This is a genomic window from Thiomonas sp. SCN 64-16 (assembly GCF_001725585.1).
GTDB lineage: Bacteria > Pseudomonadota > Gammaproteobacteria > Burkholderiales > Burkholderiaceae_C > Thiomonas > Thiomonas arsenitoxydans.
Map to the genome: position 1 here is coordinate 1 of NZ_MEGQ01000013.1, position 22,369 is coordinate 22,369.

Here is a 22,369-nt window from a genome sequence, read left to right on the forward strand (position 1 = left end):
CCAAGCCGGGGGACGGCCGAATTAAAAACGGCTGCGATTGATCGCAGCCGTTTTTACGTCAACACCCGGCCGCGGGCCGAGAAGCAGAACTAGTGTTCACGCTATGCAATCAGCCGCGCGTCCTGCCAGTCATCGCGATCAGTTCGCGCGCCTCTTCCGGCTCGGGCAGGCCGCTGGCTACGGCGATGGCCATGATGGCGATGCTGATGATGACCACGACGACCATGCCCTGATAGAAGGTCAGCAATCCCGTGCCGCCGATGAGATCCTTCGGACCGAGATAGGTCACCAGCCACATGGCGAAGAAATACGGCGCCAGCCACCACGCGCCCTTCCATTGCAGATGGCTGAGTTTGCCGCCGTGGGTAATGGCCTGACCGATCACGAACAGCACGAAGATGATGGCCAGGCCGCCGAACAGGAAGTTGTCCGTGCTCGCGCCCGACCAGTAGATGATCAAGTTGGCCACGATGAAGGCCAGCGGCGCCCACAGGCTTGCGCCTTTCAAGGTGAAGGGGCGCGGATAAGTGCCCAGCGGCATGCTGCGGCGCAGGGTCATCAGCGCCACCGGGCCGATGCCATAACCCAGCACGGTGGCCGAGGAGATGAAGGTGACGATTTTCTGCCACGACGGAAACGGCAGGAAGAACAGAATGCCCACGATCCAGGTGATCCACAGCCCGGTGGACGGCGCGCCGTTTTTGTTCAGCTTGGCGAACCAGGGCGTGGACAGACCGTCGCGCCCGGTAGCGTAAACCACGCGCGCTGTAGTGCCGCCATACACCAGGCCGGTGCCCGCAGGCGAGACCACAGCGTCGATGTAGAGCAGGATGGCCAGCCAGCTCATGCCCAGAATCACGGCCAGACCGGCGAACGGGCCTGACACCCCGGTGAAGTGAAGCTTGGCCCAGCCCTGCGCGATGTCGGAAGGATTGACCGCGCCGATGAGGGCCACTTCCAGCATGACAAAAATCGCCCCGGCGATCAGCACCGAGCCGATGATGGCAATGGGCACGTCACGCTGCGGGTTGGTCGCCTCGCCCGACAGTTCGATGGCCTGGCGAAAGCCCAGATAGCTGAACACGATGCCCGAGGTGGCGATGGCCGCGATCGTGCCTTTGGCGCCAAACGGGGCGAAGCCCTGCGCGGTGAAATTACCCACATGAAACGAGGCGAGCATCAGCGCCACGATGGTCAGAATGGGAATGATGAGCTTCCAGATCATCAAGGTATTGCCCAGCCGCAGCAGGGCGCGCACGCCCCAGGCGTTGATGAGGATGAAAGCGCCGAGCAGCAAGATGCTGACGATCATGCCGGTGTCGGTCAGCAGCGAAGTTTTCGCATCGACCATGCCCGGCAGATAGTTGTTGGCGTAAGTCACCACCGCCAGCACCTCCGCCGGAGCGACGGTCACGTAACCGAGAAACACCACCCAGCTCACCACCGCCGCAGCCAGGTGGCCGTGGCTCAACTTGGGAAAGGTGATGACCGCGCCCATGCCCGGAAACGAGCTGGTGAGTTCGGCATTCACAAAAGCCAGCACCAGAATGGCCGCGCCGCCGATGGCCCACGAAAGAATGCTGGCCGGCCCGGCCTGCGTGGCCGCCGTAAGCGGCGCGAACAGCCAACCCGAGCCGATGATGGCCGTCAGGCTGGCGAACAACAGGCTCCAGATGCCAGCAGCCTTGCGGATGTTGCGCCCCGGCGTGCCAGCCGCCGCGGGGGTATCGAGGTGAATGCTTGCCATGATGTGCTCCTCATCGTTTTTTGATGTGAGGGTTTTAGGCGCATTTGCGACGCAATGCCGTTTGAAAACGTAACGGCTGCGGCGCTGCGAAACATCTCGCGAAACATGTCGCGAAACATCCCTTTCCCGTTCAAACTGATTCGCTATGCTTGCCGCATGAACAAACAACGCCTTTTGCGCCACAAGCGCAGCCACCTCAGCGACCGCAACTTTCCCAGCGCAGGCGAAGATGCGGCCATCGTCGCCGTCGAGCCCTCGCCCTACGACCAGCCGGGCAGCAGCTACAAACTGGCGTTCACCGACACCGAGTTCATCCTGCGTGAAGAAATGCGCGCGGTGCGCATGCAGCTCGAGCTGCTCAAGCCCGAACTGATCCAGACCGAGCACGGCATCGAGTCCACCCTGGTGATCTTCGGCAGTGCGCGCATCCTGCCGCGCGACGTGGCGCAACAGCGCCTAGCCGAAGCCATTGCCAAAGGCAACGCCCAGGCCGTCGCGCGGGCGCGCATGCAGCTCGAGATGTCGCGCTACTACGAGGAGGCGCGGCGCTTCGCCACCCTCGTCACCCGCGCCACCTGCGATGCCGACGAGCCGCTGGTAGTCGTCACCGGCGGCGGCCCCGGCATCATGGAGGCGGGCAACCGCGGCGCGTTCGAAGCCCAGGGCAAAAGCATCGGCCTGAACATCGTGCTGCAGCACGAACAGCGGCCCAACCCCTACATCACGCCGGAGCTGTGCTTTCAGTTCCACTACTTTGCGCTGCGCAAGATGCACTTTCTCATGCGCTCGGTCGCGCTGGTGTGCTTCCCCGGCGGCTTCGGCACGCTCGACGAGTTGTTCGAGGTGCTCACCCTCACGCAGGCGCGCAAGGTGCGGCAGCGCCCCATCGTGCTGTTCGGCGAGAGTTTCTGGCGCAAGCTGATCAACTTCGACTATCTGGTCGAAACCGGCATGATCGCCGCCGAAGACCTGGATCTGTTTCACTTCGTCGAAACCGCCGAGCAGGCGTGGGACGTGTTGGCGCGGGCCTTCGAGCTGAACGGTGCGCAGGGCGGTGCGGATGTCGGTGCAGATGTCGGCGCAGAGGGCGACACAGAGGCTGAATCCGAGCCTGTTGCCCCATGAGCGCCAGCCCCGTCATTCATCTCATCGGCGCGCCCACCGACATCGGCGCTGCAGACCGCGGCGCCTCGATGGGGCCGGAAGCGCTGCGCGTGGCCGGCATCGACCGCGCCCTGCGCGCTCAGGGCCTGACGGTGCTCGATACCGGCAATCTCATCGGCCCGCACAACCCTTGGCAACCACCGGCCTGCGGCTATCGCCATCTGCCCGAAGTCATCTCCTGGAACACCGCGGTACATCAGGCCGTGGGCGATGCCTTGCGGGCTCAAGCCCTGCCCATCCTGCTGGGGGGCGATCATTGCCTGGCCATCGGCTCGCTCAGCGCGGTGGCGCAGCATTGCCGCGCACAGGGTCGCAAGCTGCGCGTGCTGTGGCTCGACGCCCATGCCGACTTCAACACCCACACCGTCACGCCCACCGGCAACATCCACGGCATGCCGGTGGCCTGCCTGTGCGGCAACGGCCCGCAAGCGCTCACCACCCTGGGTGGCCCGGCGCCGCAACTGCAACCCTCTTGCATCCGGCAGATCGGCATCCGCAGCGTGGACGCAGAGGAAAAACGGCTGGTGCATCAGGCCGGGCTCGACGTGTTCGACATGCGTTACATCGACGAATACGGCATGCGCGACGCCATGCGCCGGGCGCTCGAAGGCGTGGACAACGACACTCATCTGCATGTGAGTTTCGACGTCGATTTCCTCGACCCCGACATCGCCCCCGGCGTGGGCACCACCGTGCCCGGCGGCCCCACCTACCGCGAGGCGCAGCTTTGCATGGAAATGATCGCCGACACCGGCCTGCTGGCCTCGCTCGACGTGGTGGAACTCAACCCCGCCTTCGACGAACGCAACCGTACCGCCGAGGTGGCGGTCGATCTCATCGAGAGCCTGTTCGGCAAGTCCACGCTGATGCGCAGGTGAGGCTGTCGACGCAGCGACAATAGCGTCCATGCCCAAGAAGTTTCCCTCTGCCCTGGACGCTCTGCAACACGTCTGGGGCTACCCCGCGTACCGCAGTTTGCAAGCCCAGGCCATCGACCATGTGGTCGCGGGCCGCGACGCCCTGGTGCTCATGCCAACGGGTGGCGGCAAGTCGCTGTGCTTCCAGATTCCGGCCCTGCTGCGCGAGGGCGTGGGCATCGTGGTGTCGCCGCTGATCGCGCTGATGCAGGACCAGGTGGCTGCGCTGCGCGAGCTGGGGCTACGCGCCGCCTTTCTCAACTCCACCCTTGACGCCACAGAGGCCAGAGCGGTGCAGCGCGCGGCGCGCCAGGGCGAGCTGGACCTGCTCTACATGGCGCCCGAACGCCTGCTGAGCGAATCCGGCCAGGCCCTGCTCGACGATTTGCGCATCGCCCTGTTCGCCATCGACGAGGCGCATTGCGTGTCGCAATGGGGGCACGACTTCCGCCCGGAATACGGCCAGCTCTCGATCCTGCGCGAGCGCTGGCCCGAGGCGCCGCGCGTGGCGCTGACCGCCACCGCCGACGAGCCCACGCGGCACGAAATCGTGCAGCGCCTGCTGCGCGACGGCGCCGAGTTCGTCTCCAGTTTCGACCGCCCCAACATCCGCTATCGCGTGGTGGAAAAACGCGACGGCCGCGCGCAACTGCTGCAATTCATCCGCAGCGAACATCCGCATGACTGCGGCGTGGTGTACGCCCTGTCGCGCAACACCGTGGAAGAAGTGGCCGAGATGCTCGCGGGCCACGGCCTGCGCGCCCTGCCCTACCACGCCGGCCTGCCGGCGGCCATACGCGCGGCGCACCTGCGGCGTTTTCTCGATGAAGACGGCATCGTCATGGTGGCGACCATCGCCTTCGGCATGGGCATCGACAAGCCCGATGTGCGCTTCGTCGCTCACCTCGACATGCCCAAGTCCATCGAGGGTTACTTTCAGGAGACCGGCCGCGCCGGGCGCGACGGCCTGCCCGCCACCGCGTGGATGGCCTACGGCCTGGCCGACGTGGTGCAGCAGCGTCGGCTCATCGACCTGTCCGACGCCGACGACGCCTACAAGCGCCTGTCCACCGCCAAGCTCGACGCCATGCTGGCCCTGGCCGAAGCCGCCGACTGCCGCCGCGTGCGCCTGCTGGGCTACTTCGGCGAAGCCAGCCAGCCCTGCGGCAACTGCGACAACTGCCTGAACCCGCCGCAACTCATCGACGCCACCGAGGCCGCGCAAAAGCTGCTGTCCACCATCTACCGCTGCCGCCAGGCCAGCGGCACCAGCTTCGCCGCCAGCCATCTCATCGACGTGCTGCGCGGCAAGCGCACCGAAAAAACCGAACGCCACGGCCACCACGCCCTGTCCACCTTCGGCATCGGCGCCGATCTGAGCGAGACCGACTGGCGCTTGCTGCTGCGCCAGCTCGTCGCGCAACGACTGGTCGAAGTGGACGCCGCGCATTTCAACGTGCTGCACCTCACCGACGCCAGTCGCGCGGTGCTCAAGGGCGCGCAGCGCATCCACCTCAAGCATCGCGAGCCTGGCGGGCAGCGCCGTCGCCGCAGCACCAACGGCAGCACCACGTCGACCGGCACGCGACTGACCATGCAGGCCATGTCGAGCGCCGATGCCGAGCTGTTCGCCCACTTGCGCATCTGGCGCGCAGCCACCGCCAAAGAGCACGGCGTGCCCGCCTTTGTGGTGTTTCCCGACGCCACGCTGCAGGCCATCGCCCTGGCCCGGCCGGATAGCCTGGATGCGCTACGCGGCATTTCCGGCGTGGGCGACAAAAAGCGCGACACCTACGGCGCCGCGCTGCTCGAAGTCATTGCACAGGCGAGCGAGATGGGCTGATTCAGCTGGCGCCGCAGACCCGGCCGCATCAGCCAACTTGGCTTGCGACACGTTTGCTGATCGTCAACCCCCAGCGGGCCTGCCTTCGCTTGCTGCTCCACGTGTTTTCCACAACGAGAACAGCACGCCCGCGGCCAGCAGGCCAAAAGTCACGCTCAGGCTGATGGCCGAGGGAATCTTGCCGACCAACTCGGCCGCGATGATCTTGCCGCCAATGAACACCAGCACCAGCGCCAGCGCGTATTTCAGGTAGGCGAAGCGGTGCAGAATGGCTGCCAGCGCGAAGTACAGCGCCCGCAGGCCCAGAATGGCGAAGATATTGCTCGTATAGACCACGAACGGATCGGCCGTGACCGCGAACACGGCGGGCACGCTGTCCACCGCAAACACCAGATCGGCCAGTTCCACCGTGACCAAGGCCATGAACAGCGGGGTGGCGATGCGCCGCACCCGCCCGCTGGCGTCAGGCTGCTTCACCCAGAAGGCCTTGCCGTGCAACTGCTCCGTCACCGGCACCACGCGGCGAATGAGGCGCAGTACCGGGTTGTGCATCGGGTCGGGCGCATGGTCGGCGGCCCACAGCATTTTGATGCCGGTGTAGATCAGGAAAGCGGCGAACAGGTAGAGCACCCAGTGGAATTCCTGCACCAGCGTGGCGCCCGCGCCGATGAGCAGGGCGCGCAGCGCGATCACCCCCAGAATGCCCCAGAACAGCACGCGGTGCTGCAAAGCGCGCGGCACGGCGAAGGCGGTGAACACCAGCGAGATCACGAACACGTTATCGAGCGACAGACTTTTTTCCACCGCATAGGCGGTGAAGTAATCCATGCCCTGCTGCGCTCCCACCTGCCACCACAGCCAGCCGCCAAAAGCCACCGCCACGGCGATATAGCCCGCCGACAGCCACAGGCTTTCCGTCACGCTGATTTCACCGCCCTCGCGGTGCAACACCCCGAGGTCAAGCGCCAGCAGGGTGACAACCACGCCGCCAAACACCAGCCAGAGCCACAGCGCATAACCCAGAAACGAAGCGTGCAGAAATTCCATGATCGAGTCAAAAAAGCGTAAAGGAAGGCACAAAAAAGGGGGGCCGCAGCCCCCCAAGAAATGACACGGTTGGAGCGCAGTGTGTCAATCGAAATCAAACAGATCGGACAGCAGCGACTTGCGCTTTTTGTAGGGCTGCTGGCCAAAGCGCGGATCGTGGGAACGCTGGCGAAAATTGCTGTCCTCGAAATTCGGCTGGCGGGCCGACTGGGGTACCACGGGCTGGGGCGAGGTCGCTCGCGGGGCCGCCGCCTGTTCCACCGCCGCGGCGCGCTCGATGATTTTGTCGAGCTCCCCGCGATCGAGCCACACGCCACGGCACTTCGGGCAGTAATCGATCTCGATGCCGTGGCGCTCGGCCATCACCAGCGTGGTTTCTGCGCAGTGCGGGCAGTTCATCGCGTGCTCCTTCAATCGTCGCTGTTCATGAAGCCGAGCAACTGCAGCAGGCTGGTGAACAGGTTGAAAATGCTGACGAACAGGCTCACCGTGGCCAGGATGTAGTTAGTCTCGCCACCGTTCACGATGCGGCTGGTCTCGAACAGAATCATGCCCGACATCAGCAGCACCACCGCGGCCGAAACCGCGAGCGACAAGGCGGGCATCTGGAAGAACACGGCCGCCAATCCGGCCAGCAGCGCCACGATCATGCCGGCAAACAGAAAGCCGCCCATGAAGCTGAAATCGCGCTTGCTGGTGAGCACCCAGGCCGACAGCCCGAAGAAAATCAGCGCCGTGCCGCCGAAGGCCATCGCCACGACCTCACCACCGCCGGCAATCGCCAGGTAATGATTGATGATGGGCCCCAGCGTATAGCCCATGAAGCCCGTCAGCGCGAACACCGCGCCCAGACCCCACACGCTGTTGCTCAGCTTGTAGGTGGCAAACAGCAGGCCAAAATAGCCCACCAAGGTGAGAAGGATGCCGGGATGCGGCAGCCTGAGCGCGGCACTCACCGCCGCCACCGCCGCGCTGAATGTCAGGGTCAGCGCCAGCAAGGCATAGGTATTGCGCAGCACGCGGTGCGCCGGTATAGAGGCGGAATCAGGAGCGGCAGCCGTGCCGGTGGAATACACCACGGCACTCTTGCCCCAGGCATTGCTCTCGTTCATGTTGAACTCCATAAAAGAACCAAGACAGCACGAACTCTAGAGATGTTTTAATTTCGAGTAAATTCGTATTTTAGACTTTTTCATTTCGACTTATTCGAAGTGATTGGGGATCACACAAATGAATTTCAAGCACTTGCACTACTTCTGGGTCACAGCCAAGACGGGCGGCATCGTGCGGGCGGGCAAGCAACTGCACCTCACGCCGCAAACGCTCAGCGGGCAGATCAAACTGCTGGAGGAATCCTTCAACAAACGGCTGTTGCGCAAAAGTGGCCGCAATCTGGAACTGACCGAGGCCGGCCAACTGGTGTTGCGTTATGCGGAGGAAATCTTCACCCTGGGCGCAGAACTGGAGGCCGCACTGCAACACGATCAGCCCGCGCGCCCCACCGCGCCGCTGCGCATCGGCGTGACCGATGCCGTGCCGAAAGCCATTGCCTACCGCCTCATCGAACCCGCCCTGCAAGGCGGCGAGTCACCCCGGCTGGTGTGCGAAGAAGGCGAAATGGACGATCTGCTGGCCGATCTGGCGGTGCACCGGCTCGATCTGGTGATCGCCGACGCCCCGCTGCCCGCGCACGTGAATGTGCGGGCGTTCAACCACCGGCTGGGCCGAACCACCTTGAGTTTCTATGCCAGCGCCTCGCTGCTGGAGCGCGTCACGCAGCCTTTTCCGCAGTGTCTGTTAGAGCTGCCGCTGCTGCTGCCCGCCACGTCGTCGGCGGTGCGCGCGCAGATCGATCAATGGCTGGGCCAGAACAAAATCGCCGCCCACATCGCCGGTGAATTCGAGGACGGCGCGCTGATGACCGCCTTCGGCCGCGAGGGCCGGGGCGCATTTGCCGCCCCCAGCGTGCTGCAAGCCGACATCGCGCGCGAACTTGGCGTGACGCTGCTCGGTCACTGCGCCGACATGCACCAGGAGTTCTACGCCATCTCGGTCGAGCGGCGCATCACTCACCCCGGCGTGGCGAGAATCACCCGCGTGGCCAAGGATCTGCTGGGCGACTGAAAACCCAGCGGCTTACGGAAAAGCGGGAATGTCGTTGTCCATCCCCTCCGAGGCCACGTTCGGGCAGCACTCTTTCGTGCGATCCATGATGTGCTGCACCTGCTCGTGCGCCACATCGGCCATCACCAGCACCTGACCCGACGCGATCGCCTCCTTGAAGCGTTCAAGCCGGGTGCTGCTCACGCTCACCCCCACCAGGCTGCTGGCCCAGCTGCCCACCAGCGCTCCTGCCGCGGCCAGCGCAATGACCAGCCCGCCACCGGGAATGATGGCCATGCCCGGGATCGCCACGGCCACCAACCCGGCCACCAGGCCGGTGGCGCCGCCCGCCGCCGCACCGCGCTCGATGGCGGGAATCAGGTCAGATCGCTGAGCCACGCCCGCCTCGGGCAAGTCGCCCATCGGCGTTCCCTCCCGCGCCAACACGTGAATATGCTTGTCTGGAATACGGGCCAGCAGCAGGCTGTCGACCAAAGCGTGCGCGCTGGGCACATCCGGCGCGAGAAAAAAGAGTCTGCGCATAAGTGTCTCCTAATCAATTGCCCGCCTGCACCAAAGACGCCCCTGTCTCTGTTTGGCTGAACTGACCACAAGCGTAAGGGGGAAATATGAAAACAGACTTAGGGTTTTGTCGTAGTTGGCGATAGTGCGCCGCAAACCAGATAGAGCCTCAGTGCGGTCGCAGATCGGCTACAGTTCTAATTGACGTAAACGTCAATCAATCATGCCGCTGCGCCATGCACGCTGCGTCGAAGGAGACCGCGATGACCGACTTGTCCGAGGCCACAGTGCTGGCCGCCTATTCGCCGCAGCAGCGGCTGCGTTTCGTGACAGCCGCCTCGCTGTTCGACGGCCACGATGCCGCTATCAACATCATGCGGCGCATCCTCATCAGCATGGGGGCCGAGGTCATTCACCTGGGCCACAACCGCTCGGTGGACGAGATCGTCACCGCGGCGATACAGGAGGACGCGCACGCCATCGCCATTTCCAGCTATCAGGGCGGGCATGTGGAATTTTTCCGCTACATGATCGACCGGCTGCGCGAACAGGGCGCGGGGCATATTCAGGTGTTTGGCGGCGGCGGCGGTGTGATTGTGGCCGACGAAATCGAGGCGCTGCAGCAGTATGGGGTGGCCCGGATCTACAGCCCGGAAGATGGTCAGCGGCTGGGTCTGCAAGGCATGACCGGCGACATGCTGCAGCGCGCCGACCGTCCCCTGCCCGCGCTGGACGCAAAACAGGCGATTGCCGCGCTGCCGACTTCGCCATCCTCGCTCGCACGCCTGATCACGCAGATTGAAAACGGCACTGCCGACGCGACGCTGATGCACAGCCTTCGCCAGCAGGCTGAAGGCGCGCACGGCGTGGTGCTCGGGGTGACAGGCACCGGCGGCGCGGGCAAGAGCAGTCTGGTGGACGAGCTGATCCGCCGCGCCCGGCTCGATCAGGACGACGCGCTGCGCATTGCCGTCATCAGCATCGACCCTTCCCGCCGCAAAAGCGGCGGTGCGCTGCTGGGCGACCGCATCCGCATGAACGCCATCGGGCCGTGGCGCAACGGTAATGAAGTCTTTATGCGCAGTCTCGCCACCCGGCAATCGGGCGGGGAGCTCAGCGCCGCCCTGCCCGAAGTCATCGCCGCGTGCAAGGCGGCGGGCTTCGATCTCATCATCGTCGAAACCTCGGGCATCGGCCAGGGCGATGCGGCCATCGTGCCGCACGCCGACGCCAGCCTGTACGTCATGACACCGGAATTCGGCGCGGCCAGCCAGTTGGAGAAAATCGACATGCTCGACTTCGCCGACTTCGTCGCCATCAACAAATTCGACCGCAAAGGCGCGATGGACGCGCTGCGCGACGTGGCCAAGCAACTGCAGCGCAACCGCGAAGCCTGGACGACCAAGCCCGAAGACCTGCCCGTGTTCGGCACCATGGCCGCGCGCTTCAACGACGACGGCGTGACGGCGCTGTACCAGGCCATCAAACCCCGGCTGGCAGAGCATGGGCTCAAGCTTTCCGAAGGACGACTGCCCCCGGTCACCACACGCCACAGCACCCACCAGACCCCGATCGTGCCGGCTGCGCGCAGCCGCTACCTGGCGGAAATCGCCGACGCGGTGCGTGGCTATCACCGCAATGTCGAGACGCAATCGACCCTGGCGCGCGAGGCGCAGCAGTTGCGCGAAAGCGGCCGCATGCTGCACGCGGCCAACCCGCACAAAATCTCCGCAGTGCAAGCCGTGACCGATCTGGCCGAACAGCGCGAAGCCCGCATGCAGCCCGCCGCGCGCAAACTGCTGGCGATGTGGCCCGACATGCAGCGCGCCTACGCCGGTGACGAATATGTGGTGAAAATTCGCGACCGCGAAATCCGCACTCGCCTCACCCACACCACGCTGTCGGGCACCACGCTGCGCAAGGTGGTGCTGCCGCGCTATGCCGACCACGGCGAGGTGCTGCGCTGGCTAATGCGCGACAACGTGCCGGGCAGCTTTCCGTACACCGCGGGCACTTTTGCCTTCAAGCGGGAGAATGAAGATCCCACCCGCATGTTCGCCGGCGAGGGCGATGCCTTTCGCACCAACCGGCGCTTCAAGATGCTGAGCGAGGGCATGCCGGCCAAGCGCCTGTCCACCGCGTTCGATTCGGTGACGCTTTACGGCGCCGACCCCGACCGCCGCCCGGACATCTACGGCAAGGTGGGCAACTCGGGCGTGAGCATCGCCACCCTCGACGACCTGAAGGTGCTGTACGGCGGCTTCGACCTTTGCGACCCCGCCACCAGTGTGAGCATGACCATCAACGGCCCGGCGCCCACGATTCTGGCGATGTTCCTCAACGCCGCCATCGACCAGCAGATGGACAAATTCGAGGCCGACAACCACCGCCAGCCCACCGATGACGAGGCTCAGAAAATCTGCGAATGGGTGCTGGAAAACGTGCGTGGCACGGTGCAGGCCGACATCTTGAAAGAAGACCAGGGACAGAACACCTGCATCTTTTCCACCGAGTTTTCGCTCAAGGTCATGGGCGACATTCAGCAGTATTTTGTGCAGCACCGAGTGCGCAATTTCTACTCGGTGAGCATCTCCGGCTATCACATCGCCGAGGCCGGGGCCAACCCCATCAGCCAGCTTGCCTTCACCCTGAGCAACGGCTTCACTTTTGTGGAGGCCTATCTGGCCCGCGGCATGCACATCGACGATTTCGCGCCCAACCTGAGCTTTTTTTTCAGCAACGGCATGGACCCGGAATACAGCGTGCTCGGCCGCGTGGCGCGGCGCATCTGGGCGGTGGCCATGCGCGACAAATACGGCGCCAACGAACGCAGCCAGAAGCTCAAGTACCACGTGCAGACCAGCGGCCGCAGCTTGCACGCGCAGGAAATTGCGTTCAACGACATCCGCACCACGCTGCAGGCGCTGATCGCCATTTACGACAACTGCAACAGCCTGCACACCAACGCTTATGACGAAGCCATCACCACGCCCACCGAGGAAAGCGTGCGCCGGGCGATGGCGATTCAGCTCATTATCAACCGCGAGTGGGGGCTGGCGAAGTGCGAAAACCCGAATCAGGGCGCATTCGTCATCGAAGAACTGACCGATCTGGTCGAAGAGGCGGTGCTCAAGGAATTCGAAGCCATTGCCGAGCGCGGCGGGGTGCTGGGCGCGATGGAAACCGGTTACCAGCGCAGCAAAATCCAGGAGGAAAGCCTGCACTATGAAATGCTCAAGCACACCGGCGAGTTGCCCATCATCGGGGTGAACACTTTCCGCAATCCGCACGGCGACGCCGCTCCAGCGCATCTCGAACTGGCGCGCTCCACCGAGGCGGAAAAAGAGTCGCAACTGCAGCGTCTGGCCGACTTTCACCACCGCCACGCGGCCGAGGCGCCCGCCCTGCTGCACCGGCTGCAGCAGGCCGTCATTCATAACGAAAATGTGTTTGCCGTGCTGATGGACGCGGTGCGGGTGTGCAGCCTGGGGCAGATCACCGCCGCGCTGTTCGAGGTGGGCGGCCAATACCGGCGCAGCATGTAAGACTTATCATTTCGCCACTCCGCTGCGCAGCGAGTCGTTGCCAATTTCGGTTTCCTGTTCTGCGCGGCGGTTTTTTATTTTCTGTCATGTCCACCTCCCCCGCCTCGCTCCGCGCCAGCGCCCTGATGCTGCTGGCTTCGCTCATCTGGGGCACGGCCTTCGTCGCCCAGACCGCGAGCATCGGCACGGTGGGGCCGTTCTTCTACACCGGTCTGCGTTTCATGCTGGGCGCTGCCGTGGTGCTGGCGGTGATGGCCTTGCGCCGTCGTCCCGATCCGGCCGCACATCCTGCCTCAAATCTGCGCAGCCTGCTGCGCGACGGCGGCCTGCTCGGCGGGGTGGTGGCCATCTCCATTTCCCTGCAGCAAATCGGGCTGGAATCGACCACGGTGGCCAACGCCGGTTTCATCAGCTCGCTCTACGTCGTGCTGGTGCCGCTGCTGGGCCTGCTGTGGGGGCGGCGCGTCGGCGCCGGAGTCTGGCTGGGCGCTTTACTGGCCGCAAGCGGCATGTACTTTCTCAGTGTGCGCCAGGGCTATAGCGTGCGGCATGGCGACTGGCTGGAGTTGGGCGGTGCGCTGTTCATCACCGTGCAGTTGCTGCTGCTGGGCCGCATGGCGCCGCGCCACGACCCGCTGCAACTCGCCGTGGTGCAATTCGTCGTCTGCGGTTTGCTATGCCTGGGCGCCGGGGTGCTGGTGGAATCAATCAGTCTGGAAGCGCTGCAGCGCGCGGCCTGGACCATTTTCTACGGCGGCGCGCTGTCGGTGGGCGTGGCCTACACCCTGCAAGTGGTCGCGCAGCGGCACGCCGTGCCCGCGCATGCCGCGGTGATTTTCAGCATGGAAGGCGTGTTCGCCGCGCTCGCGGCGTGGCTGGTGCTGCATCAGTCGCTCGACGCACGCGCCCTGTTCGGTTGCGCGCTGGTGTTCAGCGGCCTGCTGGTCTCGCAACTGCCGCTGCGCGCGCTGGCGAGCGGCTTGTTCACGCTGATGCGGCGCGTCCAGCCGGTTCAACCCATCGACCCATGACGACCAAACCGCGCCCCGCTTCCGTCTGGCCGGGACGGCCGCGCTCTCCCGAACCCGCGCCTCGGCGCAGCGCACCCGCCAAAACGATGGCCGCGCCCGCACCGCAGGGCGATCCCGCCGCCGAAGTGCGCCTGTCCAAGCGCATGTCCGAACTCGGCCTGGCCTCGCGGCGCGAAGCAGACGACTGGATCGAGCGCGGCTGGGTGCTGCTCGACGGCGCACCCGCGGTGCTCGGCACCAAGGTAGCGGGCAATCTGCCCGCCTCGCGCATTGTCATCCGCAAGGCGGCGCAGCACCGGCAGGCGGCGCAGGTCACCATCTTGCTGCACAAGCCGGTGGGCTATGTCAGCGCGCAGGCCGAGCACGGTTACACCCCGGCGGTCGCGCTCATCAAGGCCGAAAACCGCTGGGCCGAATGCGAAGCGCCGCAGCCGTTTTCACCCGCGCATTTGCGGCATCTAGCCGTGGCGGGTCGGCTCGACATCGACTCCACCGGCCTGCTGGTACTCACGCAGGACGGCCGCATCGCCCGTCAACTCATCGGCGAAGACAGCGCGGTGGAGAAGGAATATCTGGTGCGGGTCAGCCTGACCGATGCGCCAGCCCGCAACGGCGCCGAAGAAGACGTGCAGGCCACCTTTCCCGAGAGCCGCCTCGCCCTGCTGCGCCACGGTCTGAAGCTCGACGATCAGCCGCTGCGGCCGGCGCAGGTGGAATGGATCAACCCGCAGCAATTGCGCTTTGTGCTGCGCGAAGGCAAGAAGCGCCAGATTCGCCGCATGTGCGAGCTCGTCGGCCTGCGAGTTACCGGTCTCAAGCGCGTGCGCATCGGCGGCTTGCGCCTCGGTGCACTGCCGCTGGGGCAATGGCGTTATCTGCGCGAGGACGAAGGGTTTTAAGGCGCGAGCAGGGAAGCGCTCAAGCGCGATCCTGCTCGAACAAATCGAGCGCCTTCTTGACTTCGGCGATATAGGTCATCGCCGGGCCGCCGCCCATGACGATGGCCACCTTGCAGACCTCGACGATTTCGGCGTGGCTCACGCCCGCACGCAACGACTTCTCGACATGGATGCCGATGCAATAGACGCAGCGCGCGGTAATCGCCATGCCCAGGGCGATGAGTTCCTTGGTCTTGGCGTCGAGCACGCCATCGCCCAGCGCCTCGCCCATGAAGGCAGCAAACGCCTTCATCGTGCTGGCGGCCTCGCGGTTCATCATGCCCATGCCCATCTTGAAATCGCGCATGGACACGTCCATGCCGTTGTGCACTGAATCGTTCATCTCGTTTTTCTCCCGGATTGATGCCTTCACTGTGAATGGGCGATGTGACGCTCTGATGTCACCACTTGGATTGACACAGGGCCGACACTTGCGCGTGGTAACAAGCGCACATGTCTGCCGTACCCACGCCCTCTCCTCCCCGCCTGCTGTACGACGCGGTCTCCGAATTACGCCGCGCCGCGCTTGCGTATGAGCAAGCCCACCAAGACCGCATCGACGCGCTGCCGCCGCAACGCCGCGCCAGCGCCCGCAATCTGCTGCACTACATCGCCGTGCGCCAGGCCGATCTGCGGCCGTTGCAGACCCAGTTGGCTCAGATCGGCCTGTCTTCGCTGGGCATGCTGGAAACCCATGTGCTCGCCGCGCTCGACGCGGTGCTCGACCGGCTCGAAGACTTGCTCGGCCATGCCCGCAGCCAGCGCCCCGCGCCCCCCTGCACGTTCGTCGAGGGCCTGCAACTGCTGCAGCACAACACCACCGCCCTGCTCAACCCGCCGCGACCGCAGCGCGAGGTGCGCATCATGGTGACGCTGGCTACTGAAGCCGCGCAGGACGCTGCAGGGCTACGCGCCCTAGTTGAGGCCGGCATGGACATCGCCCGCATCAACTGCGCGCATGACGATGCCGCCGTCTGGCAGCGCATGGCCGAGCTTGTTCATGGCACCGACGCTTCGCCGCAGCGCCGTCCGCTGGTGCAGATCGATCTGGCGGGGCCCAAGTCGCGCACGGGCGAGTTGCTGCCGCAGGGCCGCATCCTGCATCTGCGGCCCCGGCACGATGTGCGCGGGCAGATCATCGCCCCCGCGCTGCTGGCGCTGTGGTGCGGTGAGGGCCCGCCACCGCAAGCTCCCGAGGGACAAATCCTGCTGCACGCCGGAGCGCTGCATCCGCCCCTGCCCGCGCAGTTGCCGCCGTCCGCCCGGCTGCAGGTCACCGATCTGCGCTCGCGCGCGCGGCAAGGCAGACTGATTTCCCGCGAGGGCGCGCTGCTGGTGTTTGCCTTCGAACGCACGGCCTATCTGGCCGAAGGCATGCCGTTCAAGCTGACGAACGACTCTGCCGAGATGGCCGCAGGCACGCTGCAAGGCATCGCCGAAGTTCCGGGCGAACTGCGGCTGTTCGTCGGCGACCCGCTGGTGCTGCTGCGCGAAGAACGCCCCGGCCATGCTGGGCAGCGCGGCGACGATGGCGCCTTCACCACGCCGCCGCAGGTGCACTGCACGCTCGATGCCGCCTTCACCTCGGCGCAGGTCGGGCAAAGCGTGTGGCTGGACGACGGGCGCATTGGCGCGGTCATCGAAACCCGTACGGACGACACCCTGCAACTGCGCATCACCCACGCCGAGCCGAGCGGCAGTCGGCTCAAGGCGGAAAAGGGCATCAATTTCCCCGACACCCACTTCGACCTTCCCGCGCTCACCGAAAAAGACCGCGACGATCTCGCCGCAATGGCTCGCCATCTCGATCTGGTCGCCCTGTCCTTTTTGCGCAGCCCGCAAGACGTGCGCCAGTTGCGCGCGGAACTCACCGCACTGCATCGCGACGACGCCGGTGTGGTGCTCAAGATCGAAAACCGTCAGGCCTTCGATCGCCTGCCCGCCATCCTGCTCGAAGCCCTGGCGCACCCGCGCCTGGGCGTCATGGTCGCGCGCGGCGATCTGGCGGTGGAACTGGGCTTCGAGCGATTATCCGAAGCGCAGGAAGAAATTCTCTGGATGTGCGAGGCCGCCCACCTGCCGGTGATCTGGGCCACCCAGATTCTCGACACCATGGCCCGCAGCGGCCTACCCTCCCGCCCCGAGGTCAGCGATGCCGCCCTGAGCATTCGCGCCGAGTGCGCCATGCTCAACAAAGGGCCGCACATCGTCGAGGCCGTGCGCTTTCTATCCGGCGTGCTCGAACGCATGGAAGGCCATTACGCCAAGCGCATGACCTTGCGCCGCCCATTGTCGATCGCCGAGCTGCCCAACTGAACCCCAGCCTCATTAACGCCTCCAAGCAACATCGCGCCGCCGGTCGAACGGGTTTCACTTTGTTGCACCGCAGCACTTGCATGATTGATTTTTGTCAACGACAAACGTGCAAATCAGTGAGCGCTTATAGAGGGTTGTCCTAATGTCCAAGCGGTGCCGCGCAGGGAACAATGCGCCATCTTTCGCGGAGTACGGACATGGATTCAAAGCGTCGCACATGGTTGATTGCAACGGGTTGCGCCGGTTGCGTGGCAGCAGGGGGAGCGGCCGTGCCTTTTGTCGATTCGCTCGCGCCTTCCGCGAAGGCCCGCGCCGAGGGCGGGCCGGTGGATGTGGACATCAGCTCGCTGCGTCCGAGTGAAAAAATGACCGTGCTGTGGCGCGGCCAACCCGTGTGGATTTTGCACCGCACCCCGGCCATGCTGGAGTCGCTCAACGAAACCCAGTCCCTCGTCGCCGATCCCGACTCCAAGCGCACCGCCTTCCCCACTCCGGCCTGGGCGCAAACGCAGTGGCGCTCGATCAAAAAAGAATATCTCGTGGTCGTGGGCATCTGCACCCATCTGGGCTGCTCACCGGTCGACCGCTTCACGCCGGGGCCGCAACCCTCCCTGCCCTCGGACTGGGATGGCGGCTTTCTCTGCCCCTGCCACGGCTCGATGTTCGATCTGGCGGGTCGCGTGTTCAAGAACATGCCCGCCCCCGACAACCTGGTCGTGCCGCCGTATATGTATGTGACCGACGCCAAGGTGCGCATCGGCGAACACGAGAAAGCCTGACCTCCCGCCCTTCCTCCCGATTTTCCTCCCGCTGCACCCTCCCCACAAAACAAACAGGAGACACCTCAATGGCCGATCAATCGCTGCACGGCGCGCACGCCGCCCCCGAACACGGCGGGCTGCGCGGCTGGGTGGACAAGCGCTTTCCCTTCTCCTCGCTGTGGAGCGCGCACCTGACCGAGTATTACGCGCCGAAAAACCTCAATTTCTGGTACTACTTCGGCTCACTGTCCATCGTGGTGCTGGCCATTCAGATCATCAGCGGCATTTTCCTGGTGATGAACTACAAGCCCGACGCCGCGCTGGCCTTCGGCTCGGTCGAATACATCATGCGCGATGTCAACTGGGGCTGGCTGATCCGCTACATCCACTCCACCGGGGCCTCGGCGTTTTTCATCGTGGTGTATCTGCACATGTTTCGCGGCCTGATTTACGGCTCCTACCGCACCCCGCGCGAACTCATCTGGATTTTCGGCTGCCTGATCTTTCTGAGCCTGATGGCCGAGGCCTTTTTCGGCTACCTGCTGCCGTGGGGACAGATGTCATTCTGGGGCGCGCAGGTCATCGTCAACCTGTTCTCCGCCATCCCCTACATCGGCCCCGATCTGGCGGTGTGGATTCGTGGCGATTACGTGGTGAGCGATGTCACGCTCAACCGCTTTTTCGCCTTCCACGTCATCGCCATTCCGCTGCTGCTCATCGGCCTGGTGGGGTCGCACATCATCGCCTTGCACCAGGTCGGCTCGAACAACCCGGACGGCGTCGAAATCAAGGACAACAAAGACGGCCGCGGCATTCCGCGTGATGGCGTGGCGTTCCACCCCTACTACACCGTGCACGATTTGTTCGGGCTGTCCGTGTTCCTGATGATTTTCTGCGCTGTGGTGTTCTTCGCGCCGCAGTTCGGCGGCTACTTCCTGGAGCACAACAACTTCATTCCGGCCAACCCGCTGAAAACCCCGCCGCACATCGCCCCGGTCTGGTACTTCACGCCGTTCTACTCCATCCTGCGCGCGACGACGAGCAACACCGTGCACATCTGGATGGGCGTGGTGGTCGTGGCCACGCTGTTTGCCCTGTGGCGCAACCGCGGCAAACCCGGCCGCGCCGTTTCGTTTGCCGTGGGCGGCGGCCTGCTGTTCTGGGCGCTTGCCTCGGTGGACGCCAAGTTCTGGGGGGTGGTCAGCATGGGCGGCGCCGTGATCATCTTTTTCTTCCTGCCCTGGCTCGACAAATCGCCCGTCAAGTCGATCCGTTACCGCCCCACCTGGCACCGCGCCGTTTACACCCTGTTCGCCATCAACTTCGTGGTGCTGGGCTACTTCGGCATCCAGCCGCCCTCGCCCGTGGCCTACGCCGTGGCGCTTACCTGCACCCTGCTTTACTTCGGCTTCTTTTTCCTCATGCCGTGGTGGAGCCGCCTGGGGGAATTCAAACCCGTGCCGCAACGCCTGACCTACAAAGCCCACTGATGTCCGCCACCATGACCTCCATCCTGCACCCGCTTCTGCGACGTCTGTGCCTGGGGTTGCTGCTCGGGCTGATGCTGCAAGGCGCCGCCAGCGCCGCCTCGGAAGAGCAAGAAATTCCGCTCGATCATGCCCCCTACCGGGTCAACAATGTGCTGGCGCTGCAAAACGGCGCCCGCTTGTTCGTCAATTACTGCATCGGCTGCCATTCCGCCAAGTACATGCGGTATGAAAGCCTGCGCGGCATCGGTCTGACAGACGACCAGATTCAGCACAACCTGATGTTCGGCGATGCGAAGATTGGCGACACCATGCGTGTGGCCATGACGCCCGTTCAGGCGGAGAAGTGGTTCGGCATCGATCCGCCCGATTTGTCCATCATCACCAAGGCGCTGGCCTCTCATCGCGGCAGCGGCACCGACTACCTCTACACCTATCTGCGCACTTTTTACCGCGACGATACGCGGCCGACCGGCTGGAACAATCTGGTCTTCCCCGGCGTGGGCATGCCCAACCCGCTGTGGATGTTGCAGGGCGAGCGCGCCGCCAACTTCCAGGTCGGCCCCGACCCCGCCGATCCGGCCATCAAGCTCAAGACTTTCGTCGGCTACACCCAGCTGACGAAGGGGTCGGAATCGACAACCGAGTATGATTCGACGGTTGCCGACCTCGTCGCCTACATGCAGTGGATGGCCGAACCCGATCAACTGTTCCGCAAGCGCCTTGGCGTCATCGTGCTCATTTTCCTGGGATTGTTCAGCTTCATTACCTGGAAGCTGAAATCCGAATACTGGAAAGATGTCACCTAACTCTGGCTAGCGCCCGCACCCCGGGTGCGCAGCCCAATCCGTATCGCCGGGGTGGCGCTGCCACCCCGTTTCGTCTTTCAGGAGTCTGCATTCATGATGGTGCTCTATTCCGGCACGACCTGCCCGTTTTCGCAGCGTTGCCGCTTCGTGCTGTTCGAAAAAGGCATGGATTTCGAAATCCGTGACGTTGACCTGTTCAACAAACCCGAAGACGTCAGCGTCATGAATCCCTACGGACAGGTGCCCATCCTGGTCGAGCGCGATCTCATCCTGTACGAATCCAACATCATCAACGAGTACATCGACGAACGCTTCCCGCACCCGCAGCTCATGCCCGGCGATCCGGTGGCCCGCGCCCGCGTGCGGCTATTCCTGTTCAATTTTGAGAAGGAACTGTTCGTGCACGTGACGACACTCGAATCGCGCGCCACCAAGTCCAACGAAAAAGCGCTCGAAAAGGCCCGCAGCGCCATTCGCGACCGCCTGACGCAGCTCGCGCCCGTATTCCTCAAAAACAAATACATGCTGGGCGAAGACTTTTCCATGCTCGACGTGGCCATCGCCCCGCTGCTGTGGCGCCTCGATCATTACGGCATCGATCTGCCCAAGTCGGCGCTGCCGCTGGCCAAGTATGCCGAGCGTATTTTCCAACGCCCCGCCTACATCGAGGCGCTCACGCCCTCCGAAAAGATCATGCGCAAGTAAGCAGTTCGGTGCACCGTGATGAACAGCGATTCGCAAAACATCGGCTCAACCAAGCCCTACCTCATCCGCGCCCTGTACGAATGGTGCACGGATAACGGCCTGACTCCCTACCTGGCCGTACAGGTTGGAGCTGGTGCGCGGGTACCGATGGAGTTCGTGAAAAACGGTGAAATCGTGCTTAACATCAGCTTTGACGCCACCAGCGCGCTGAACATCGGCAACGATGAAATTCGCTTCAAGGCGCGTTTCGGCGGCGTGGCCAGAGACATTCTTGTCCCCATCGGTCAAGTCTCAGCCATCTATGCGCGGGAAAACAGCCAAGGTATGGCCTTTCCGGTCGAAACCGCTGACGAATCAGCCGAGATCGGTGAAGCCAACAACGCACCCGCCGCAGAAGACCAGGACGAACCGGCTAAAGCCAGCAAGCCCACGCGGCTGCAGCCGGTAAAATCCAAAGCATCGGAATCGGAAGAACCTTCCTCCGAACCGCCCCCCGGCGCCCCCCGCCCCGGCGGAGCGCATCTGACCCGCGTGAAGTAGTCCGGCGGCCTCAAGGTCACCGGATAACCGGCCCACGCAACCCGGCGCTCAACAGCGCCTACGCCGACTTAGCTCAGCTGGTAGAGCAACCGCCTTGTAAGCGGTAGGTCATCCGTTCGATTCGGATAGTCGGCACCAATCTCAGTTTGGGATTCCAGTCCATGCTGCCTGATGCCAGGCAGTGCGCATGCACGCGTAATTCCAGCACGAACAAGTCGGATAAAAAATTATCTGGACAACTCGTCTCAATTTGTATCAAATGGTGACTGAGCCTTTACTGGCTCTTTCAGGGAGTGTGCAATTCACCCAGGTCGACATCGACCTGGGTTTTTTTTCGCCTCCGTTTTTCGTCTCTCTCTTTTTCTCTCATCTCTTCCTCACCAGAACCGCCCATGCCTGCCGCAGGGGGCAAATGCTGTTGGCGACTCTGAGAGACAATAGACCTATATCAGTTCGGTATCTGCTCATGCCCTCTCCCACCCCTCGCACCGATTGGCCTCAGGCCATCGTTCTGCACAAGTTATCTCGCGTGCTCGAACTCACCTATGCCGACGGAACCCAATACCTGCTGCCGTTTGAGCTGATGCGGGTCTTTTCGCCGTCTGCCGAGGTGCGCGGGCACGGGCCTGGGCAGGAAACCTTGCAGACTGGCAAGCGTCTCGTCGAGATCGATAGTGTGATGCAGGTCGGAAACTACGCCATCCAGCCGCATTTCTCGGACGGCCATGACAGCGGCATCTACAGTTGGGACTATTTGCACTTCCTGGGGCAAAACCAGGAGTCGCTCTGGGCCGACTATCTGAACCGCCTACAGGCTGCCGGTGCCGACCGCGACGCGCCCATGCCCGAGGCTACGTCCAACGCACACCACTGCTCGTCTCACTAATCCTTACT

At 63.9% G+C, this 22,369-nt stretch carries 20 protein-coding genes and 1 tRNA gene; 15 read left to right on the forward strand and 6 right to left on the reverse strand.

Translation table 11 applies throughout. From position 1 onward, the window contains the following. Positions 1 to 109: 109 nt before the first annotated feature. A complete protein-coding gene (locus tag ABT24_RS05260) occupies positions 110 to 1,747 on the reverse strand; it encodes an APC family permease (RefSeq protein ID WP_276705920.1) in 1,638 nt (545 codons plus the stop codon). A gap of 156 nt (positions 1,748 to 1,903) precedes the next feature. Here ABT24_RS05260 and ABT24_RS05265 point away from each other — a divergent pair, with 156 nt between their 5' ends. Genes ABT24_RS05265 through recQ form a run of 3 tightly spaced genes read left to right on the forward strand, consistent with a single transcriptional unit; the run spans position 1,904 to position 5,671 of the window. After that, positions 1,904 to 2,872: an LOG family protein gene (locus tag ABT24_RS05265; protein WP_276727126.1), complete on the forward strand. Its 969-nt coding sequence runs from the start codon at positions 1,904 to 1,906 to the stop codon at positions 2,870 to 2,872. Continuing rightward, positions 2,869 to 3,789: an arginase gene (rocF, locus tag ABT24_RS05270; protein WP_276727124.1), complete on the forward strand. Its 921-nt coding sequence runs from the start codon at positions 2,869 to 2,871 to the stop codon at positions 3,787 to 3,789. Before ABT24_RS05265 ends, rocF begins: the two co-directional genes overlap by 4 nt. Before the next feature lie 28 nt (positions 3,790 to 3,817). Continuing rightward, positions 3,818 to 5,671 (forward strand): DNA helicase RecQ, encoded by a 1,854-nt coding sequence (gene recQ / locus ABT24_RS05275; protein WP_276727122.1) that lies wholly within the window; start codon positions 3,818 to 3,820, stop codon positions 5,669 to 5,671. A 63-nt stretch (positions 5,672 to 5,734) separates the two neighbouring features. Here the strand turns inward: recQ and ABT24_RS05280 are convergent, their stop codons facing one another. From ABT24_RS05280 to ABT24_RS05290, 3 genes are all read right to left on the reverse strand, one after another. Beyond that, entirely contained in the window at positions 5,735 to 6,718 is a 984-nt protein-coding gene (locus tag ABT24_RS05280) for a TerC family protein (protein WP_276727120.1), read from the reverse strand. An 84-nt stretch (positions 6,719 to 6,802) separates the two neighbouring features. Beyond that, complete coding sequence (locus ABT24_RS05285; protein ID WP_276727118.1) at positions 6,803 to 7,117, reverse strand: TFIIB-type zinc ribbon-containing protein; 315 nt, start codon at positions 7,115 to 7,117, stop codon at positions 6,803 to 6,805. A gap of 11 nt (positions 7,118 to 7,128) precedes the next feature. Then, the gene (locus tag ABT24_RS05290; protein ID WP_276727116.1) at positions 7,129 to 7,830 is read right to left on the reverse strand and encodes a Bax inhibitor-1/YccA family protein; all 702 of its coding nucleotides are present in this window, start codon (positions 7,828 to 7,830) and stop codon (positions 7,129 to 7,131) included. Positions 7,831 to 7,948: 118 nt separating this feature from the next. Here ABT24_RS05290 and nhaR point away from each other — a divergent pair, with 118 nt between their 5' ends. Next, positions 7,949 to 8,842 (forward strand): transcriptional activator NhaR, encoded by an 894-nt coding sequence (gene nhaR / locus ABT24_RS05295; RefSeq protein ID WP_276727114.1) that lies wholly within the window; start codon positions 7,949 to 7,951, stop codon positions 8,840 to 8,842. Positions 8,843 to 8,854: 12 nt separating this feature from the next. On the opposite strand, the gene ABT24_RS05300 is transcribed toward nhaR, so the two are convergent. Next, entirely contained in the window at positions 8,855 to 9,364 is a 510-nt protein-coding gene (locus ABT24_RS05300; protein ID WP_276727112.1) for a DUF1269 domain-containing protein, read from the reverse strand. A gap of 242 nt (positions 9,365 to 9,606) precedes the next feature. Here ABT24_RS05300 and icmF point away from each other — a divergent pair, with 242 nt between their 5' ends. The 3 genes from icmF to ABT24_RS05315 all read left to right on the forward strand — a co-directional run bounded on the left by icmF (position 9,607) and on the right by ABT24_RS05315 (position 14,818). Then, on the forward strand, positions 9,607 to 12,888 hold the full coding sequence (gene icmF / locus ABT24_RS05305) for a fused isobutyryl-CoA mutase/GTPase IcmF (RefSeq protein ID WP_276727110.1): 3,282 nt from the start codon (positions 9,607 to 9,609) through the stop codon (positions 12,886 to 12,888). Between the two features lie 86 nt (positions 12,889 to 12,974). Next, positions 12,975 to 13,919, forward strand: coding sequence for a DMT family transporter (locus tag ABT24_RS05310; RefSeq protein WP_276727108.1), 945 nt, complete (start codon positions 12,975 to 12,977; stop codon positions 13,917 to 13,919). Then, positions 13,916 to 14,818 (forward strand): pseudouridine synthase, encoded by a 903-nt coding sequence (locus ABT24_RS05315; RefSeq protein WP_338123576.1) that lies wholly within the window; start codon positions 13,916 to 13,918, stop codon positions 14,816 to 14,818. Before ABT24_RS05310 ends, ABT24_RS05315 begins: the two co-directional genes overlap by 4 nt. A 19-nt stretch (positions 14,819 to 14,837) precedes the next feature. Here ABT24_RS05315 and ABT24_RS05320 read toward each other — a convergent pair whose 3' ends face one another. Further along, positions 14,838 to 15,200 carry a carboxymuconolactone decarboxylase family protein gene (locus ABT24_RS05320; protein WP_276727106.1) on the reverse strand — a complete coding sequence of 121 codons (363 nt, stop codon included), beginning with the start codon at positions 15,198 to 15,200 and terminating at the stop codon, positions 14,838 to 14,840. Positions 15,201 to 15,310: 110 nt separating this feature from the next. Here ABT24_RS05320 and ABT24_RS05325 point away from each other — a divergent pair, with 110 nt between their 5' ends. The 8 genes from ABT24_RS05325 (at position 15,311) to ABT24_RS05360 (ending at position 22,361) form a co-directional block, all read left to right on the forward strand. Next, positions 15,311 to 17,173, forward strand: a complete 1,863-nt coding sequence (locus ABT24_RS05325; RefSeq protein WP_276727104.1) for a pyruvate kinase — start codon at positions 15,311 to 15,313, stop codon at positions 17,171 to 17,173. A 197-nt stretch (positions 17,174 to 17,370) separates the two neighbouring features. Next, positions 17,371 to 17,952, forward strand: a complete 582-nt coding sequence (gene petA / locus ABT24_RS05330; protein WP_276727103.1) for a ubiquinol-cytochrome c reductase iron-sulfur subunit — start codon at positions 17,371 to 17,373, stop codon at positions 17,950 to 17,952. Positions 17,953 to 18,020: 68 nt separating this feature from the next. Continuing rightward, positions 18,021 to 19,424 (forward strand): cytochrome b, encoded by a 1,404-nt coding sequence (locus ABT24_RS05335; protein ID WP_013106445.1) that lies wholly within the window; start codon positions 18,021 to 18,023, stop codon positions 19,422 to 19,424. Continuing rightward, a complete protein-coding gene (locus ABT24_RS05340; protein ID WP_276727101.1) occupies positions 19,424 to 20,230 on the forward strand; it encodes a cytochrome c1 in 807 nt (268 codons plus the stop codon). The genes ABT24_RS05335 and ABT24_RS05340 overlap by 1 nt, the downstream gene beginning before the upstream one ends. A gap of 93 nt (positions 20,231 to 20,323) precedes the next feature. After that, positions 20,324 to 20,935, forward strand: coding sequence for a glutathione S-transferase N-terminal domain-containing protein (locus ABT24_RS05345; protein ID WP_013106447.1), 612 nt, complete (start codon positions 20,324 to 20,326; stop codon positions 20,933 to 20,935). An 18-nt stretch (positions 20,936 to 20,953) separates the two neighbouring features. Continuing rightward, positions 20,954 to 21,475: a ClpXP protease specificity-enhancing factor gene (locus ABT24_RS05350; RefSeq protein WP_013106448.1), complete on the forward strand. Its 522-nt coding sequence runs from the start codon at positions 20,954 to 20,956 to the stop codon at positions 21,473 to 21,475. A 62-nt stretch (positions 21,476 to 21,537) separates the two neighbouring features. After that, positions 21,538 to 21,613: transfer RNA gene (locus ABT24_RS05355), tRNA-Thr, on the forward strand. A 328-nt stretch (positions 21,614 to 21,941) separates the two neighbouring features. Beyond that, a complete protein-coding gene (locus ABT24_RS05360) occupies positions 21,942 to 22,361 on the forward strand; it encodes a gamma-butyrobetaine hydroxylase family protein (RefSeq protein WP_013106458.1) in 420 nt (139 codons plus the stop codon). Positions 22,362 to 22,369: the final 8 nt, after the last annotated feature.

What these genes read in the sequence shown, in the direction of transcription:
- ABT24_RS05260 (WP_276705920.1), bottom strand. Translation starts at nt 1,747, where the DNA reads ATGGCAAGCATTCACCTCGATACCCCCGCGGCGGCTGGCACGCCGGGG.
- ABT24_RS05265 (WP_276727126.1), top strand. Translation starts at nt 1,904, where the DNA reads ATGAACAAACAACGCCTTTTGCGCCACAAGCGCAGCCACCTCAGCGAC.
- rocF (WP_276727124.1), top strand. Translation starts at nt 2,869, where the DNA reads ATGAGCGCCAGCCCCGTCATTCATCTCATCGGCGCGCCCACCGACATC.
- recQ (WP_276727122.1), top strand. Translation starts at nt 3,818, where the DNA reads ATGCCCAAGAAGTTTCCCTCTGCCCTGGACGCTCTGCAACACGTCTGG.
- ABT24_RS05280 (WP_276727120.1), bottom strand. Translation starts at nt 6,718, where the DNA reads ATGGAATTTCTGCACGCTTCGTTTCTGGGTTATGCGCTGTGGCTCTGG.
- ABT24_RS05285 (WP_276727118.1), bottom strand. Translation starts at nt 7,117, where the DNA reads ATGAACTGCCCGCACTGCGCAGAAACCACGCTGGTGATGGCCGAGCGC.
- ABT24_RS05290 (WP_276727116.1), bottom strand. Translation starts at nt 7,830, where the DNA reads ATGAACGAGAGCAATGCCTGGGGCAAGAGTGCCGTGGTGTATTCCACC.
- nhaR (WP_276727114.1), top strand. Translation starts at nt 7,949, where the DNA reads ATGAATTTCAAGCACTTGCACTACTTCTGGGTCACAGCCAAGACGGGC.
- ABT24_RS05300 (WP_276727112.1), bottom strand. Translation starts at nt 9,364, where the DNA reads ATGCGCAGACTCTTTTTTCTCGCGCCGGATGTGCCCAGCGCGCACGCT.
- icmF (WP_276727110.1), top strand. Translation starts at nt 9,607, where the DNA reads ATGACCGACTTGTCCGAGGCCACAGTGCTGGCCGCCTATTCGCCGCAG.
- ABT24_RS05310 (WP_276727108.1), top strand. Translation starts at nt 12,975, where the DNA reads ATGTCCACCTCCCCCGCCTCGCTCCGCGCCAGCGCCCTGATGCTGCTG.
- ABT24_RS05315 (WP_338123576.1), top strand. Translation starts at nt 13,916, where the DNA reads ATGACGACCAAACCGCGCCCCGCTTCCGTCTGGCCGGGACGGCCGCGC.
- ABT24_RS05320 (WP_276727106.1), bottom strand. Translation starts at nt 15,200, where the DNA reads ATGAACGATTCAGTGCACAACGGCATGGACGTGTCCATGCGCGATTTC.
- ABT24_RS05325 (WP_276727104.1), top strand. Translation starts at nt 15,311, where the DNA reads ATGTCTGCCGTACCCACGCCCTCTCCTCCCCGCCTGCTGTACGACGCG.
- petA (WP_276727103.1), top strand. Translation starts at nt 17,371, where the DNA reads ATGGATTCAAAGCGTCGCACATGGTTGATTGCAACGGGTTGCGCCGGT.
- ABT24_RS05335 (WP_013106445.1), top strand. Translation starts at nt 18,021, where the DNA reads ATGGCCGATCAATCGCTGCACGGCGCGCACGCCGCCCCCGAACACGGC.
- ABT24_RS05340 (WP_276727101.1), top strand. Translation starts at nt 19,424, where the DNA reads ATGTCCGCCACCATGACCTCCATCCTGCACCCGCTTCTGCGACGTCTG.
- ABT24_RS05345 (WP_013106447.1), top strand. Translation starts at nt 20,324, where the DNA reads ATGATGGTGCTCTATTCCGGCACGACCTGCCCGTTTTCGCAGCGTTGC.
- ABT24_RS05350 (WP_013106448.1), top strand. Translation starts at nt 20,954, where the DNA reads ATGAACAGCGATTCGCAAAACATCGGCTCAACCAAGCCCTACCTCATC.
- ABT24_RS05360 (WP_013106458.1), top strand. Translation starts at nt 21,942, where the DNA reads ATGCCCTCTCCCACCCCTCGCACCGATTGGCCTCAGGCCATCGTTCTG.